Annotated in this window: 16 protein-coding genes; 10 read left to right on the top strand and 6 right to left on the bottom strand. The window is 67.7% G+C overall.

The features are described from left to right. The 5 genes from Q0W90_RS16840 to mqo all read right to left on the bottom strand — a co-directional run. A partial coding sequence (locus Q0W90_RS16840) for a cobyrinate a,c-diamide synthase (RefSeq protein ID WP_297775320.1) occupies positions 1 to 623 on the bottom strand: 623 nt, incomplete at its 3' end. Continuing rightward, entirely contained in the window at positions 620 to 1,234 is a 615-nt protein-coding gene (gene cobO, locus Q0W90_RS16835) for a cob(I)yrinic acid a,c-diamide adenosyltransferase (protein ID WP_297596821.1), read from the bottom strand. The genes cobO and Q0W90_RS16840, both read right to left, overlap by 4 nt. Before the next feature lie 26 nt (positions 1,235 to 1,260). Continuing rightward, on the bottom strand, positions 1,261 to 3,099 hold the full coding sequence (locus Q0W90_RS16830; RefSeq protein WP_297775318.1) for a magnesium chelatase subunit D family protein: 1,839 nt from the start codon (positions 3,097 to 3,099) through the stop codon (positions 1,261 to 1,263). Further along, positions 3,096 to 3,566 (bottom strand): GNAT family N-acetyltransferase, encoded by a 471-nt coding sequence (locus Q0W90_RS16825; protein WP_297596816.1) that lies wholly within the window; start codon positions 3,564 to 3,566, stop codon positions 3,096 to 3,098. The genes Q0W90_RS16830 and Q0W90_RS16825 overlap by 4 nt, the downstream gene beginning before the upstream one ends. A gap of 102 nt (positions 3,567 to 3,668) precedes the next feature. Continuing rightward, complete coding sequence (mqo, locus tag Q0W90_RS16820) at positions 3,669 to 5,195, bottom strand: malate dehydrogenase (quinone) (RefSeq protein WP_297596814.1); 1,527 nt, start codon at positions 5,193 to 5,195, stop codon at positions 3,669 to 3,671. Between the two features lie 123 nt (positions 5,196 to 5,318). On the opposite strand from mqo, the gene Q0W90_RS16815 reads away from it, so the two are divergent. Continuing rightward, the gene (locus Q0W90_RS16815; RefSeq protein WP_297775322.1) at positions 5,319 to 6,338 is read left to right on the top strand and encodes an alpha/beta hydrolase; all 1,020 of its coding nucleotides are present in this window, start codon (positions 5,319 to 5,321) and stop codon (positions 6,336 to 6,338) included. A gap of 4 nt (positions 6,339 to 6,342) precedes the next feature. Beyond that, the gene (gene mtr / locus Q0W90_RS16810; RefSeq protein ID WP_297775316.1) at positions 6,343 to 7,722 is read left to right on the top strand and encodes a mycothione reductase; all 1,380 of its coding nucleotides are present in this window, start codon (positions 6,343 to 6,345) and stop codon (positions 7,720 to 7,722) included. Between the two features lie 8 nt (positions 7,723 to 7,730). Here mtr and Q0W90_RS16805 read toward each other — a convergent pair whose 3' ends face one another. Further along, on the bottom strand, positions 7,731 to 8,216 hold the full coding sequence (locus Q0W90_RS16805; protein WP_297596810.1) for a Fur family transcriptional regulator: 486 nt from the start codon (positions 8,214 to 8,216) through the stop codon (positions 7,731 to 7,733). A gap of 157 nt (positions 8,217 to 8,373) precedes the next feature. On the opposite strand from Q0W90_RS16805, the gene Q0W90_RS16800 reads away from it, so the two are divergent. From Q0W90_RS16800 to Q0W90_RS16765, 8 genes are all read left to right on the top strand, one after another. Next, positions 8,374 to 9,513, top strand: a complete 1,140-nt coding sequence (locus Q0W90_RS16800) for a HoxN/HupN/NixA family nickel/cobalt transporter (RefSeq protein ID WP_297596808.1) — start codon at positions 8,374 to 8,376, stop codon at positions 9,511 to 9,513. A gap of 119 nt (positions 9,514 to 9,632) precedes the next feature. Continuing rightward, on the top strand, positions 9,633 to 9,968 hold the full coding sequence (locus Q0W90_RS16795) for a hydrogenase maturation nickel metallochaperone HypA (protein ID WP_297596806.1): 336 nt from the start codon (positions 9,633 to 9,635) through the stop codon (positions 9,966 to 9,968). A gap of 57 nt (positions 9,969 to 10,025) precedes the next feature. Then, the gene (hypB, locus tag Q0W90_RS16790; RefSeq protein ID WP_297596804.1) at positions 10,026 to 10,799 is read left to right on the top strand and encodes a hydrogenase nickel incorporation protein HypB; all 774 of its coding nucleotides are present in this window, start codon (positions 10,026 to 10,028) and stop codon (positions 10,797 to 10,799) included. Between the two features lie 269 nt (positions 10,800 to 11,068). Further along, the gene (locus Q0W90_RS16785; RefSeq protein ID WP_297596802.1) at positions 11,069 to 12,124 is read left to right on the top strand and encodes a hydrogenase expression protein HypE; all 1,056 of its coding nucleotides are present in this window, start codon (positions 11,069 to 11,071) and stop codon (positions 12,122 to 12,124) included. 102 nt (positions 12,125 to 12,226) lie between these two features. Beyond that, entirely contained in the window at positions 12,227 to 14,026 is a 1,800-nt protein-coding gene (locus Q0W90_RS16780; RefSeq protein ID WP_297775313.1) for a nickel-dependent hydrogenase large subunit, read from the top strand. Positions 14,027 to 14,082: 56 nt separating this feature from the next. Then, entirely contained in the window at positions 14,083 to 15,027 is a 945-nt protein-coding gene (locus Q0W90_RS16775) for a NifU family protein (protein ID WP_297596798.1), read from the top strand. Then, a complete protein-coding gene (locus tag Q0W90_RS16770) occupies positions 15,024 to 15,668 on the top strand; it encodes a DUF5947 family protein (protein ID WP_297775312.1) in 645 nt (214 codons plus the stop codon). Before Q0W90_RS16775 ends, Q0W90_RS16770 begins: the two co-directional genes overlap by 4 nt. Beyond that, on the top strand, positions 15,665 to 16,213 hold a 549-nt coding region (locus Q0W90_RS16765; RefSeq protein ID WP_297775310.1), incomplete at its 3' end, for a DUF6084 family protein. The genes Q0W90_RS16770 and Q0W90_RS16765, both read left to right, overlap by 4 nt.

The following is a 16,213-nucleotide window of genomic DNA, read 5'->3' as shown; positions in this document are numbered from 1 at the left end:
CGGGCCCGGCGCCCGTACTCCACCGCGGTGACCAGCCCTAAATATCTTGTGGGAAGCTCTAATTCAGCGACACGCGGGATGGCGCCCAGCACCGGGACACCGGCCTGCTCGCAGGCCTGTCGCAGCACCTGCTCATGCCGCGCCGAGCCGACCCGGTTCAGGATCACACCGACGACCCGGGTCGCGGTGTCGAACGTCGAAAAGCCGTGCAGCAGTGCGGCGATGCTTTGGCTTTGACCGCGTGCGTCGACGACCAGGACAACGGGCGCACCCAGCAGGCCGGCGACGTGGGCGGTCGATCCCGCCGCGGGGGTGGTGGCGGACGGCCCGATCCGCCCGTCGAAAAGTCCCATCACCCCTTCGATCACGGCGATGCCCGCGCCGGCGGCGCCGTGAGCGTACAGCGGGCCGATGAGCCCCTCCCCGACCAGCACCGGGTCGAGGTTGCGGCCGGGCCGGTCGGCGGCGAGGCCGTGATAGCCGGGATCGATGAAGTCCGGGCCCACCTTGAACGGCGCCACGGTGTGGCCCGCGCGCCGCAGTGCGCCGATCAAACCCGTTGCCACCGTGGTCTTTCCGCTGCCGGAAGCGGGCGCGGCGATGACCACAGCCGGAACACTCACCACTCGATACCCTTCTGCCCCTTACGGCCGGCGTCCATCGGGTGCTTGACCTTGGTCATCTCGGTGACCAGGTCGGCCGCATCGACCAACCGCTGCGGGGCGCCGCGTCCGGTGATGACCACGTGCTGGTGGCCGGGCCGCGCCGCCAACGCCGCGACCACCTCGTCGACGTCCACCCAGCCCCATTTCAGCGGATAGGTGAACTCGTCCAGCACGTAGAAATCGTGACGCTGGGCGGCCAGCCGGCGCGCAACCTCGGCCCAGCCGTCGGCCGCTGCCGCCGCGTGATCGATGTCGCTGCCCGCCTTGCGCGTCCAGGACCAGCCCGCACCCATCTTGTGCCATTCGACGGGCCCACCGGCTTGGTGCTGCTCGTGCACGTCGCCGAGCGCGGCGAAAGCCGCCTCCTCGCCCACCTTCCACTTGGTGCTCTTGACGAACTGGAACACCGCGACGGAAAGCCCGGCGTTCCAGGCCCGCAGCGCCATTCCAAAGGCCGCCGTGGACTTTCCCTTGCCGGCGCCGGTGTGCACGGCCAGCACGGGTGTGCGGCGGCGCGCCCGGGTGGTCAGGCCGTCATCAGGGACTTGAAGTGGAACGCCTTGCGGCATAACAGGTTACCTTTCTCAGGGCCTTCTCAGGCCACGTCGCGCACCGCACGCGTCAACGAATCCGCGTGCAACTGCTCCAGCCGAACGGACGGAGCACCGAGGTGTCGGGCGAGTTGCTCGGCCAAACCCAGCCGCACATACGACGTTTCGCAGTCAACGACCACCGCGGCGGCACCCTCGGCGACCAATCTGGCCGCCGCGGAGCGGGTGCGGCCCAACGGATCCGGCCCGGCGGTGGCCCGGCCGTCGGTGAGCACCACCACCAGGGGGCGGCGGGACCGGTCACGTGCCTTCTCCCGGACGATCAGCTCACGCGCGGCCAGCAGACCCTCAGCCAGCGGGGTCTTGCCGCCGGTGTCGAACCGGGCCAGTCGCCGGCCGGCGATGTGCGCCGACGAGGTCGGCGGCAACAACAACCGCGCCTCCTGGTGCCGGAAGGTGATCACGGCGACCTTGTCGCGGCGCTGATAGGCGTCACGCAGCAGCGACAGTGTGGCGCCGCTGACCGCTGCCATGCGATCCCGGGCGGCCATCGAACCCGAGGCGTCCACGACGAAGATCACGAGATTGCCTTCGCGACCCTCGCGCACGGCCCGCCGCACATCGTCGGGCCCGGGCCGCAGCGGCCCGGCCCCGGCGCGCTCGGCGGCCGACAGCAGGGTGGCGAAGAGGTGCAGCCCGTGCCCGCCGCAGCTGGTGTCGTCGCCGTCCGCGGCGGCGATGACGCTGCCGCTGGCGTTGCGCGCCCGTGACCGCCGCCCGGGTGCGCCCTCCCCGACCCCCGGAACCCGCAGGGTGCGGGTGCGGAAGGTTTTCGACGGCGGCGCGCTGGGCTTCGTCTTCGGCGGCGGCGCCGTGGGACGTTCGCCCGAGTTCTGTTGCGGTGCATCCTGACCCGTGTCTGCCGATTGTCCGCCGGGCGGGTCGGGCTCGGGGTCGGGGTCGGAGCCGGCTTGCGCCAGGGCTTCGTCCAGCTGGTCGCGGTCGATGCCCGGATCGTCGAAGGGGTCGCGGCGGCGCCGATGCGGCAGCGCCAGCTCGGCGGCCACCCGGATGTCCTGTTCTTCGACGGTGTGCGCGCCACGCCAGGCCGCATGCGCGACGGCGGTGCGGGCCACGACCAGATCCGCGCGCATGCCGTCGACGTCGAACGCCGCGCACAGCGCCGCGATGCGCCGTAACTCGTTGTCGGGCAATACCACGTCGTCGACGAGCGTGCGGGCCGCGGCGATGCGCCGGGCCAGCTCGGCGTCGGCGCCGGCATAGCGCTCGGCGAAGCCGTCCGGGTCGGCCTCATAAGCCATCCGCTGCCGGATCACCTGCACCCGCACGTCCACGTCGCGTGAGGCGCGCACGTCGACGGTGAGACCGAACCGGTCCAGCAGCTGCGGACGCAGTTCACCCTCTTCGGGATTCATCGTGCCGATCAACACGAACCGGGCCTCATGCGAATGCGAGATGCCGTCACGTTCGATGTGCACCCGCCCCATCGCCGCGGCGTCGAGCAGCACGTCGACGAGATGATCGTGCAGCAGGTTGACCTCGTCGACGTAGAGCACGCCGCCGTGCGCGCGGGCCAACAGCCCCGGCGAGAACGCGTGCTCGCCGTCGCGCAGCACCCGCTGCAGATCCAGTGAACCGATCACCCGGTCTTCGGTTGCCCCCAGCGGCATTTCGACCAGGCCGGAGTCGCTACCCGTGGCGGCGGACAGCAACGCCGCCAGACCGCGCACGGCCGTCGACTTGGCGGTGCCCTTCTCGCCGCGGATCAGCGCGCCGCCGATCTCCGGGCGCACCGCGCACAACAGCAGGGCGAGCCGCAGCTCGTCGTGGCCGACGATGGCGCTGAACGGATAGGGCCTCACGGCTTCGCCGCCAGACCCGAGCCGGGCCGCAGCATGGGCACGTGCGGGACCCCGTCGTCGAGGAAATCATCGCCGTCGCGCACAAATCCGTGCTGGGCGTACATCTCGGCCAAATAGGTCTGCGCATTGATCCGGCACGGGTAATCACCCACCTCGGCCAGGGCCGCGCGCAGCAGCCGGGTGGTGTGGCCCTGTCCGCGACTGCTGCGTTTGGTGCACAGTCGCCCGATCCGGAACGCCTTGTCGCCTCCGGCGTGCTCCTCCATCAGACGCAGCGTGCAGATCACCTCGCCGTCACCGGTTTCCAGCCAGAAGTGCCGGGTTTCGGCGAGGAGGTCACGCCCGTCCAGTTCCGGATACGGGATCGCCTGTTCGACGACGAACACCTCCACCCGCAGCTTGAGCAGCTCGTAAAGCGTCTGGGCATCAAGGTCTTTGGCCCAGATACGTCGCAGTGCTTCGGTCACTGGCGCCGCTCCTCCTCATCGCTTCGCTCTGCATCGTCGTCGCCGCGTGTCACTGGCGCCGCTCCTCCTCATCGCTTCGCTCTGCATCGTCGTCGCCGCGTGTCACTGGCGCCGCTCCTCCTCATCGCTTGCACCGCCGGTCACGACACGCTCCAACCCCAGCACCCTCGTTCCCCAGGAAAACACTTCGTCGTAGAGCGCCGGCTCATCCGACAGCGTCGCCCCGAGCGAGGGAACCATCTCTTTGAGGGCGGGCTGCCAGGCCTGAAAGCGGTTGGCAAAGCACCGTTGCAACACGTCGAGCATGATCGGCACCGCGGTCGACGCGCCGGGCGAACCGCCGAGCAACCCCGCGATGCTCCCGTCGGCCGCACCCACGACGGTGGTGTCGAAGTCGAGCACCCCACCCTTGCGCTTGTCGCGCCGGATCACCTGCACTCGCTGGCCGGCCACCGTCAGCTCCCAGTCCGAACCCGCTGCGGTGGGGGCGAATTCGCGCAGCATGCGCAGCCGGCCCGGTTCGGAGAGCCGCAGCTGGCCGAGCAGGTATCGGACGAGCGCCAGTTGGGTGGCACCGACACCGAGCAGCGAGGTCAGGTTGTGCGGCTTCACCGAGCGGGGCAGGTCGGTGAAGTGCCCGTGTTTCAAGAACTTCGGTGACCAGCCCGCGTAGGGGCCGAACACCAGCCACGGCTTGCCGTTGACGTAGCGCAGGTCCAGGTGCAGCGCCCCGAGGGGCGGCGCGCCGGGCGCGGGAGCCCCATACACCTTGGCCCGGTGCGCGGTAGTGAGCGCCCGGTTGTCGGCGCGCAGGAACCGCCCGCCGATCGGGAATCCCGCGAAGCCCTTGACCTCGTTGATGCCGGACCTCTGCAGCAGCGGCAGCGCGTGGCCACCGGCCCCGACGAAGACGAATTTGGCGTGGCACCGGCGCTTTTCGCCGGTGCGGCGGTTGCGCATCAGCAGCGTCCAGCCGCCGTCGGACGTGCGGGTCAGGTTGCGCACCTCGTGGCCGAACAATGCCGTCGCGCCGCCCCGCACGCAAAACCCGATCAGCTGGCGCGACAGCGCACCGAAGTCGACGTCGGTGCCGTGGGCGGCCCAGTTGAGCGCGGTCGGCGCGGAGAAGTCGCGCTCGGCGGCCATCAACGGCAACCGGCGCGCGAACTCTTGCGCGTCCTCGATCAATTCGATGCCGGCGAACAGCGGGTTGTCGGCCAAGGCGCGCTGTCGTCGTCGTAGATAGTCGACGCGCCGCGCCCCGCGCACGAAGCTCGCGTGCGGGACGCGGGTCAGGAAGCGTCGATCGGTCAGGATGCCGTTCTCGACGGCGTAGGCCCAAAATTGGCGGGTCACCTGAAACTGTTCGTTGATGCGCACCGCTTTGCCGATGTCGATCGAGCCGTCGGCGCGCTGCGGGGTGTAGTTGAGCTCGCACAGCGCCGAATGCCCGGTGCCCGCGTTGTTCCAGGGGTCGCTGCTTTCGGCGGCGACGGCGTCGAGACGCTCGACGAAGGTCATCGACCAATCCGGCTGCAGCCGGCGCAGCAACGCGCCCAGCGTCGCGCTCATGATGCCCGCGCCCACCAGCGCGACATCCGTGCGCGTGGTTGTGGCTAGCGATGACACCGGCGTGTAGGTCCTTCCCTCGACTGGGCCGATCCCCAGGTTATCCCGAGGCAAACTGAGCCCGAACGACGTGCGGCTCCCCGTGCCCAGCAAAAGCTCTAAGCTTGCTGCGTGACTGGCTGGGTGCCCGATGTCCTACCTGGATATTGGCAGCGCACCATCGCGCTCGGCTCCGATCCCGCCGGTGAGGGCGACATCGTGGCGACCCTGATCCGGCGCGGGCCGGAACCGGGAACCCCCGGCGGCCAGGCAGGCCCGGCCGGGCGGGCGGTGCTGGCGGTCCACGGCTACACCGATTACTTCTTCCACACCGAACTCGCCGAACACTTCGCCGCCCGCGGCTTCGCCTTCTACGCGCAGGACCTGCACAAGTGCGGGCGGTCGCGGCGCGACGGCCAGACACCGCACTTCATCACCGACCTCGCCCGCTACGACACCGAGCTCGAGCACGCGCTGGGCGTTGTGAGCGCGCAGGCCCGCGACGTGCTGGTGTACGGGCATTCCGCCGGTGGACTCATCGTGTCGTTATGGCTGGACCGGTTGCGCCGCCGCAACCCGGCCGCGCACGCGCGCGTCGGCGGCCTGGTGCTCAACAGCCCGTTCCTGGAGCTGCCCGGTCCGGCCGTCCTGCGGCATTCCGCGACCGTGCCGCTGATCGCCGGCCTGTCGCGGGTGCGGTCCAGGGGCGTGGCCCGGTCGCCGGTTGAGGGCGGCTACGGCACCACGTTGCATCGTGACTATGGCGGGCAATTCGACTACAACCTGCAGTGGAAACCCGTTGGCGGGTTCCCGATCACCTTCGGCTGGCTGCATGCCATCCGTCGCGCCCAGGCCCGGCTGCATCGCGGCCTCGACGTCGGCGTGCCGAATCTGATCCTGCGGTCGGACCACAGCGTGCAGGAGACCCCGGACCCCGCGTCCATGCGGTGCGGCGACGCGGTCCTCGACGTCACCCAGATCGCCCGGTGGGCCGGCTGCATCGGGAACCGCAGCACCATCGTTCCGGTGGTCGATGCCAAACACGACGTGTTCTTGTCGATGGACGGGCCGCGCGGAGTCGCCTATCGGGAACTGGATCTCTGGCTGGACGAGTATCTGCCCACCAACAACAACGACACCCCAGCGTCGTACGGAGAGGGGTGAGGGTGTGGAGACCTACGACGTCGCGATCATCGGAACCGGTTCGGGCAACAGCATTCTCGATGACCGCTTCGCCGACAAGCGGGTGGCGATCTGCGAGCAGGGCACGTTCGGGGGCACGTGCCTGAACGTCGGGTGCATCCCGACCAAGATGTTCGTCTACGCCGGCGAGGTCGCCCAGACGGTCCGGGAGGCAGCGCGTTTCGGCGTCGACGCGCACATCGAGCAGGTGCGCTGGGACGACATCGTCTCGCGGGTCTTCGGGCGCATCGATCCGATCGGGGTCAGCGGTGAGGACTATCGGAATTCCGCGCCCAATATCGATGTGTACAAGCAGCACACCCGGTTCGGTCCGGTCCAGACCGATGGGCGCTACCTGTTGCGCACCGACGCCGGCGACGAGTTCACCGCCGACCAGGTGGTGATCGCGGCCGGGGCGCGGGCCGTGGTTCCCCCGGCGATACTCGAGTCGGGTGCGACCTACCACACCAGCGACACGATCATGCGAATCCCCGAGCTGCCTGAGCATTTGGTGATCGTCGGTGGCGGTTTCGTGGCGGCCGAATTCGCACACATCTTCTCCTGTCTGGGCTCGCGGGTCACCATGGTGGTCCGGGGCTCCACCCTGCTGCGGCATTGCGATGACGTGCTCTGCGAACGCTTCACCCGCATCGCGGCGACCAAATGGGAACTGCACACCCATCGCAACGTCGTGGGCGTCACCGACCGCGGCCCGGGCGTCGCGGTGCGGCTCGACGACGGTCGCACCCTGGACGCCGACGCGCTGCTGGTGGCGACCGGCCGCGTGGCCAACGGCGATCAGCTCGACGCCGAGCAGGCCGGCGTCGCGATCGAGGACGGCCTCGTCGTTGTCGACGAGCACCAGCGAACCACGGCGCGTGGCGTTTTCGCCCTCGGCGACGTCTCCTCCCCGTATCAGCTCAAGCACGTCGCCAACCACGAGGCGCGTGTCGTGCAGCACAATCTGCTGTGCGACTGGGACGACACCGACGCGATGGCCGTCACCGACCATCGCTACGTGCCGTCCGCGGTGTTCACCGATCCGCAGATCGCCTCCGTCGGGCTGACCGAAAACCAGGCTATAGCACAGGGTTTCAAGATTTCGGTGAAGATCCAGGACTACGGTGACGTCGCCTACGGCTGGGCGTCGGAGGACACCACCGGGATCGTCAAGCTCATCGCCGAGCGCGGCACCGGGCGGCTGCTGGGCGCGCACATCATGGGCCATCAGGCCTCGTCGATCATCCAGCCGTTGATCCAGGCGATGAGCTTCGGGCTTACCGCGCCGCAGATGGCGCGCGGGCAGTACTGGATCCACCCGGCGCTGGCCGAGGTGGTGGAGAACGCGCTACTGGGTCTGCGCTGAGGTCAGCTTCAGCGCGGCCGAGCGGACGGCTTGTCGTCCTGACACTGGGGACACAGACCGTGCAGCGTCAGCCCCGCCGCCTCCGAGAGCGCGAACGAGCTGCCCGCCATCGCATGCTCGAGCGCCAGGCTCAGCCGGCGAGCGGGTACCTCGATGAGCGTGCCGCACTTCGTGCAGACCGCGTGGTGGTGCGGGGCGGTGGCCAGCCCGTAGGTCGTGACGCCGCCGTCGAGGGTCAGCGCGTGCAACACCCCCTGATCGACCAGGGTGGTCACCGTGCGGTAGACGGTGGCCACGTCCGGCGCCTGGGCCCCCGGGGGAAGGCACGCGCGCATCCGCTTGTCGATCTCGGCCACCGACAGGTGTCCGTTGACCGGTTCGAGCACCGCCAGCACCTGGATCCGGGAAGCCATCCGCCGCAGCCCGCGAGCACGCAACAGATCGCCGATCCTCTCGGTGACCGACGCGTCGAGCGCAGACGGCTTGGGCGTCACCGGTTCAGTGTCGCGCCGCGGCGCCGGGATCGCCAGCTTTCGCCACAATCACAGCTCCACGATTCTGCGATTCACTTGCATCTGGCGCGACGCGGAACTTACAGTCGTGCCGGTTGTTCACTGCCCGATACCGCAAGGACGCGCCGGAAGGACCCCAGTGGCCAGCACCGAGATCGCCCGGCGGCCGTCACGGACGACCAGGCTTCTCGGCGCGCTGACACCGGCGGAGTGGTGGCGCCTGGCCTCGATGCTGGCGGCCATCGTCGCGCTGCACCTGATCGGCTGGTTCACGCTGGTGTTGATCGTGGCGCCGGCGCAATACAGCCTGGGCGGCAAAGCTTTTGGCATTGGCATCGGATTGACCGCTTACACGCTGGGCATGCGGCATGCGTTTGACGCCGACCACATCGCCGCCATCGACAACACCACCCGCAAGCTGATGAACGATGGGCAGCGCCCGCTGGCCGTCGGCTTCTTCTTTTCGCTGGGCCATTCCACGGTGGTCTTCGGGTTGGCGGTGTTGCTGGCATGCGGGGTGAAGACGCTCGTCGGGCCGGTCAAGGACGACTCCTCGACGCTGCACCACTACACGGGGTTGATCGGCACCAGCGTCTCCGGTCTCTTCCTGTATGCGATCGCCCTTCTCAACGTCATCGTCCTGGTCGGCATCCTGCGGGTGTTCGCGCGGCTGCGCCGAGGCGAATACGACCCCGAGACGGACGGGGCCGAACTGGAGCGGCAACTGCAAAGCCGCGGACTGATGAACCGGCTGCTCGGCCGCCTCACCAAGTCGATCACCAAATCCTGGCACTGCTATCCCGTCGGGCTGTTGTTCGGGCTGGGTTTCGACACCGCCACCGAGATCGGGCTCCTGGTGCTGGCCGGCACCAGCGCCGCCGCCGGGCTGCCGTGGTACGCGATCATGTGCCTGCCGGTGCTGTTCACGGCCGGCATGTGCCTCCTGGACACCATCGACGGATCGTTCATGAATTTCGCCTACGGATGGGCCTTTTCCAATCCGGTGCGCAAGATCTACTACAACATCACCATCACCGCGCTGTCGGTGGCGGTCGCCCTGCTCATCGGGAGCGTCGAACTCCTCGTCCTTTTCGCCGACCAGTTCGGTTGGCGGGGCACGTTCTGGAACTGGATCGGCGGGCTGGACCTCAACGCGGTCGGCTACGTCGTCGTCGGCATGTTCGTCATCACGTGGGCGGTGGCCCTGCTCATCTGGCGCTACGGACGCATCGAAGACAGGTGGGGCCCCGCTGATCTCGGAACCGAAACCGCGACCTAGCCACCGATCCGGTCGATGAGAGGCTCACCGATCAGGGCCGTTCGGGTGTAGAACAGTGCTCATGGGCGCCCTCGCTTCAGCCCACCGGTCGGACGGACCCCGGGCACCGGTGATCCACGGTGCATGAGCTGTCGTTGTGCGAAGCGATCGCCGGTGTGGTCAAAGGCCACGCCGACGGCCGGCACGTCGACGTGGTGCGCGTGCGGGTCGGCGCGCTCCGCCAGGTGGTGCCGGAGTCGTTGTCCTTCTGCTGGACGCTGGTGCGGGACGCCGAGGACATGCCCGACGCCGAACTGGAACTCGAATGCGTCAGCGCCGAGGTGAAGTGCCGTGCGTGCGGCCGGCAATCCGAGATCGAATCGCCGTGGTCGATCTGGTGTCCGCGCTGCGACAGTTCCGACGTCGAAGTGCTGCGCGGCAACGAATTCTTGGTGACGTCATTGGACGTCTCGTGAACACGGGCCCCGCGGCGTCATCTGCATCGTCAGATGCCACATCGAAAGGTGTTGAGCATGGGTAGATTTCATCGGCACGACGACGGCACGGTGCACACCCACTCCCACGATCACCCGGCCCACGAGCACGACCACGGCGATCACAGTAGCTACCGGACCGGCGGCCAGCGCATCGATGTCCTGGAGGCGATCTTCGCCGAGAACGACCTGCTCGCCGAGACCAACCGGGCGGCGTTCGAGAGCAACGGGGTCCGCACCCTCAACCTGATGAGCTCTCCCGGATCGGGCAAGACCACGGTCCTGCAGGCGACGCTCGACGAACTCGGCGGCGAGCTCGCGATCGGGGTGATCGAGGGCGATATTGCCACCGATCTGGACGCGGCCAAGCTCAGCGGCCGCGGCGCCCAGGTGTCACTACTGAATACCAGCAACGGATTTGGCGGCGAATGCCATCTCGACGCTCCCATGGTCGGCCGGGCACTGGGGGGCCTCGACCTCCCCGTTCTGGACCTCGTCGTCATCGAGAACGTCGGCAATCTGGTCTGCCCGGCCGAGTTCGACGTCGGCGAGCACGCCAAGGCCATGGTCTATTCGGTGACCGAGGGCGAGGACAAGCCGCTGAAGTATCCGGTGATGTTCCGGTCGGTGGATGTGGTGCTCCTCAACAAAATCGACCTGGTGCCCCACCTCGACGTGGACGTCGACGCCTATATCGCCCATATCCGTGCAGTCAACGCGGCGGCGACGATCTTGCCGGTCAGTGCGCGCACCGGCGACGGGATGGGCGCCTGGTTCGGCTGGCTGCGGCACTTCGCCGCAGGCGACGCGTGAACGGCGCTCGTCCGAAGCGGTTCCGGGCCCCGCGCTCCTGCAAAGCGTTCGCAGGACAACCCGCCTCGCGTCAGCTGGCCTGGCTCGTCGAATCACCCAGGCGCACGGCGTCTTTCGGTGTTATGCAACGCGTGACTATTAGTGGCTGGGGCCGCACCGTTGACAACGCTCGATAGCGGGAGTAGACCCAAAAAATAGCGCTGCGCAAGTGGGCCGACGGTCGACTCCGGCGGCGCAGGAGCCTCAGCCCGGCTCCGGAAAGCTGCAGCATGCCAACGGAAGCAGCAGTCAAGGCAGAACAGACATTGATCCATGTTCTCTGGATCAACGCGGGCCTCAGTTGTGACGGTGATTCGGTGGCGTTGACTGCTGCCACCCAGCCCAGCGTCGAGGAAATCGCCTTGGGGGCCCTGCCCGGACTCCCCCAGGTCGCCGTGCACTGGCCCCTGATCGACTTCGAATGCGGACCCACCGGAGGCGCGGACGACTTCCTCGAGTGGTTCTTCAAGGCCGACCGCGGGGAGTTGGAACCTTTTGTGCTCGTCGTCGAGGGGTCCATCCCGAACGAGAAGATCAAAAACGAGGGGTACTGGTGCGGGTTCGGCAACGACCCGGCCACCGGCCAGCCGATGACCACCAGCGAGTGGCTGGACCGGCTGGCGCCCAAGGCCACCGCGATCGTGGCGGTCGGGACCTGCGCCACCTACGGGGGCATCCACGCGATGGCCGGCAATCCGACCGGGGCGATGGGAGTGCCGGACTATCTGGGCTGGGATTGGAAGAGCAAGGCGGGCATTCCGATCGTGTGCGTTCCCGGCTGCCCGATCCAGCCGGACAACCTCTCGGAGACTCTGACCTACCTGCTCTACATGGCGACCGGTCAGGCGCCGATGATCCCGCTCGACGACGCGCTGCGCCCCCAGTGGTTGTTCGGCGCCACCGTGCACGAGGGGTGCGACCGGGCCGGCTACTACGAGCAGGGCGACTTCGCCACCGAGTACGGTTCGCCGAAATGCATTGTCAAACTGGGCTGTTGGGGGCCGGTCGTGAAGTGCAACGTGCCCAAGCGGGGGTGGATCAACGGTGTCGGGGGTTGCCCCAACGTCGGTGGCATCTGCATTGGCTGCACCATGCCGGGGTTCCCCGACAAATTCATGCCGTTCATGGACGAACCGCCGGGCGGCAAGATCTCGAGCACCGCGTCGGGTTTGTACGGATCCGTGATTCGCAGTCTGAGGGGTATCACGGAACGCACCCTCGACAAAGAGCCGCGGTGGCGCCACAACGGCGACAAACTCACCACCGGAGCGCGCCGCACCTGGTAGGTCACCTACCGGGTGGGCGCGCTCCTTCCTCCAGTTCCAGACGAAGAGACGTCGACGCATCAGCCAACGCGGACAGCAGCCACAGCGGGAAGAAGTAGCGCGATGACAACCATCATTCCTGAACCCACCCACGCCACACGGGAACCCGGCCAATTGGTCGACATGGCCTGGGATCCCATCACCAGGATCGTGGGCAGCCTGGGCATCTACACCAAGATCGACTTCGAGAACAAAGAGGTCGTCGAGTGCCACAGCACCTCGTCGATCTTCCGGGGCTACTCGATCTTCATGAAGGGCAAGGACCCTCGCGACGCCCATTTCATCACCAGCCGCATCTGCGGCATCTGCGGCGACAACCACGCCACCTGCTCGTGCTACACGCAGAACATGGCCTATGGGGTCAAGCCTCCGCATCTGGGCGAGTGGATCGTCAACCTCGGTGAGGCAGCGGAATACATGTTCGACCACAACATCTTCCAGGAGAACCTGGTCGGCGTGGACTTCTGCGAAAAGATGGTCGCCGAGACCAATCCGAGTGTGCTCTCGCTGGCCGAGAAGACACCGGCACCGCATGCGGACGCGCACGGCTACAAGACGATCGCGGACATCATGCGTTCGCTCAACCCGTTCTCCGGTGAGTTCTATCGCGAAGCGCTCGTGGTCAGCCGGTGGACACGAGAGATGTTCTGCCTCATGGAGGGCCGGCACGTGCACCCCTCGACGCTGTACCCCGGCGGGGTCGGCACCGTCGCGACCGTCCAGCTGATGACCGACTACATGACCCGGCTGATGCGCTACGTCGAGTTCATGAAAAAAGTCGTGCCCATGCACGACGACCTGTTCGACTTCTTCTACACCGCACTGCCCGGTTACGAGAAGGTCGGGCTGCGCCGCACCCTGCTGGGCTGCTGGGGCTCCTTCCAGGACCCCGAAGTGTGCAACTTCGAATACAAGGACATGGAGCGCTGGGGTAACGCGATGTTCGTCACCCCGGGTGTGGTGGTCGACGGCAAACTGCTCACCCACTCGTTGGTGGACATCAACCTCGGCATCCGAATCCTTTTGGGCAGCTCGTATTACGACGACTGGACCGAGCAGGAGATGTTCGTCAAGACCGATCCGCTGGGTAACGCGATCGACCAGCGTCACCCATGGAACCAGCACACCAACCCGCACCCGCAGAAACGCGACCTGGAAGGCGGCAAATACAGCTGGGTGATGTCACCACGCTGGTTCGACGGCACGGACCACCTGGCCCTGGACACCGGCGGCGGCCCGCTGGCCCGGCTGTGGTCGACCGCCCTGGCCGGCCTGGTCGACATCGGCTACGTCAAAGCGACCGGCAACAGCGTCAAGATCAACCTGCCCAAGACGGCCCTCAAGGGGCCCGTCGAGTTGGAGTGGACGATCCCGAAATACGGCAGCAACACGATCGAACGCGATCGGGCGCGCACCTACTTCCAGGCCTATGCGGCGGCGTGCGCGTTGCACTTCTGCGAAAAGGCGCTCGAAGAGATCCGCGCCGGGCGCACCAAGACGTGGGAGCGCTTCGAGGTGCCCGACGAGGCCATCGGCTGCGGCTTCACCGAGGCGGTCCGCGGCGTGCTCAGCCACCACATGGTGATCCGGGACGGCAAGATCGCCAACTATCACCCGTATCCGCCCACACCCTGGAACGCCAACCCGCGCGATAGCTACGGCACCCCCGGACCGTATGAGGACGCGGTGCAGGGACAGCCGATCTTCGAGGAGAACGGCAGGGACAATTTCAAGGGAATCGACGTCATGCGCACGGTGCGCAGCTTCGATCCGTGCCTGCCGTGCGGTGTGCACATGTACCTGGGAAAGGGCAAGTCCCTGGACAGACTGCACACGCCAACCCAGTCACCCGTCGGGGAGTGACGATCGCAAGCGCGGCGGAGCCGGGCGCAGCGGGTCGGCACAGTAACGGAGGACGCATGGCCGATCGCCCGGAGAGTCCCGAGACCGACACGCACTGGCGCACAGCGGGCGATCGGATCCAGACACTGCTGGATTCTTGCGCGGCAGGTGGCACCGCCACCTACGACCGTGCGCAGCAACTGGTTCGCGAGGTGGTCGGGCTTTACGGCGCCGGGCTGGACCGGATCATGCGGATGGCCGCCGATCCCGGGCCGGCCGGGGGTCTGGCCGAGCGGCTGGCCGCCGACGACCTGGTGGCCAGCCTGCTCCTGGTGCACGGCCTGCATCCGCACGACATACGCCGCAGGGTCTCCGATGCGCTGGATCGGGTGCGGCCCTATCTGGGCTCGCATGGCGGGGACGTCGACCTGATCGACATCGTTCCCGGCGAGGGGCCCGGAGAAAGCACCGTGCGGCTCGCGTTTACCGGCAGCTGTAAGAGCTGCCCGTCGTCCGCGGTGACACTGGAGCTGGCCGTGCAGGACGCGGTCCGCGCGGCCGCCCCGGAGATCTCCTCGATCGAGGTGGTGGTCGCGGCGTCCGCCGACGCGTCCGGCGGAGTGATCCCCGCCGAATCGCTACTGGCGCATCTCCATTCGAACGGGCATGGGGCGACCGGCTGGCAGCCCATGCCCGAGCTGGCCGAGCTGGGCCCGGGTGAGGTCGGGGGTTACCGGGTCGACGGCACCACCATCGTGGCGTGCCGGGTCGGCGACCAGACGTTCGCCTACCGGGATCACTGCCCGGTGTGCGACGACTCTCTGGCCGGTTCGGAGCTGCATGGTCCGATGCTGCGCTGTGCGGGCTGCCGCACGGATTTCGACATCGTCCATGCGGGGGTCCATGCCGGAGCCGACGCCAGCGATGGGTCGGCGAACCACCTCGATCCGATTCCGCTGTTGACCCGCGACGGCCTGCCGTCGGTGGCATTGGGCGCCGACGTGATGGGTGCCCCGGCATGAGCACCCCCTACGACGTCCTGACCCGCATCAGAAGCGACCGGCGCGCCCCCGAGCCGGCGGGCGAGCGCTGCGAAATGTGCGCGGAGCTGATCGCCGACGAGCACCAGCACGTCGTCAATGTGGCTGCCCGGCAACTGATGTGCGTCTGTCGCGCCTGTTATCTGCTGTTCATCGACTCCCACGCGGAGCTGCGCTATCGGGCGGTGCCGGACCGGTATCTGTCGTTTCCCGACTTCGCGCTGGATCGCCGGGTGTGGGAGGCGCTGCAGATCCCGGTCGGGATCGCTTTCTTCTTCACCAACTCGGCGCTGGGGCACACCGTCGCGTTCTATCCGGGGCCGGCCGGGGCAACCGAGTCCGAGCTGGATATGGACGTGTGGGACACCATCCGCGGTGCCGACTCGCGGCTGGGCCTGCTGGCCGACGACGTGGAGGCGCTGCTCGTCCGGGTCGCCGATGGCCCCCAGGATGACGAATTATCGCGGCCGGAAAGCTATCTGGTCCCGATCGACGCCTGTTACGAATTCGTCGGGCGATTGCGCATGCTGTGGCGCGGCTTTGACGGCGGCCAGCAGGCACGCGAATTCATCGACGGCTTCTTCGACCTGCTCACCGCCCGCGCAGTGGAGGTGCCGCGATGAACGCTCCGCCGATGGATGTGAGCTTCGCGGTTCTGGACGTGACGGCCGAACCGTACACCGTCAGCCCGATCCTCACCGTCCGCGTCGGCGTCACCAGCAGCGGCCCTGCGGCATCCGATCCGGTGCACGCCATCGCCCTGCGTTGCCAGGTCAGGATCGAGCCGCTGCGCCGCTCGTACTCCGACGACGAAGCGGCCGGCCTGATGGACTTGTTCGGGGCCCGCGAACGCTGGGCGAACACCCAACGCACCTTCCTGTGGCAGCACTGCACCGCGATGGTGCCGGGATTCACCGGCAGCACGATCGCGACCCTGCCCCTGGACTGCACCTACGATTTCGAGGTCGCCGCCGCCAAATATCTGCACGCGCTGCGCGACGGCACGGTTCCGATCCAGTTCCTGTTCAGCGGAACGATTTTCGTAAACTCCGAACGCGGCTTCTCGGTTCAGCAGGTGCCGTGGGACCGCGAGGACCGCTACGACATGCCGGTGGGGGTCTGGCGGGATCTGATCGCGCAGCATTATCCCAACAGCGGCTGGATCCGG

Source organism: Mycobacterium sp. (assembly GCF_025933915.1).
GTDB lineage: Bacteria > Actinomycetota > Actinomycetes > Mycobacteriales > Mycobacteriaceae > Mycobacterium.
The sequence above is the reverse complement of the archived record's forward strand: the minus strand, read 5'-3'. Positions and strand labels throughout refer to the sequence as shown.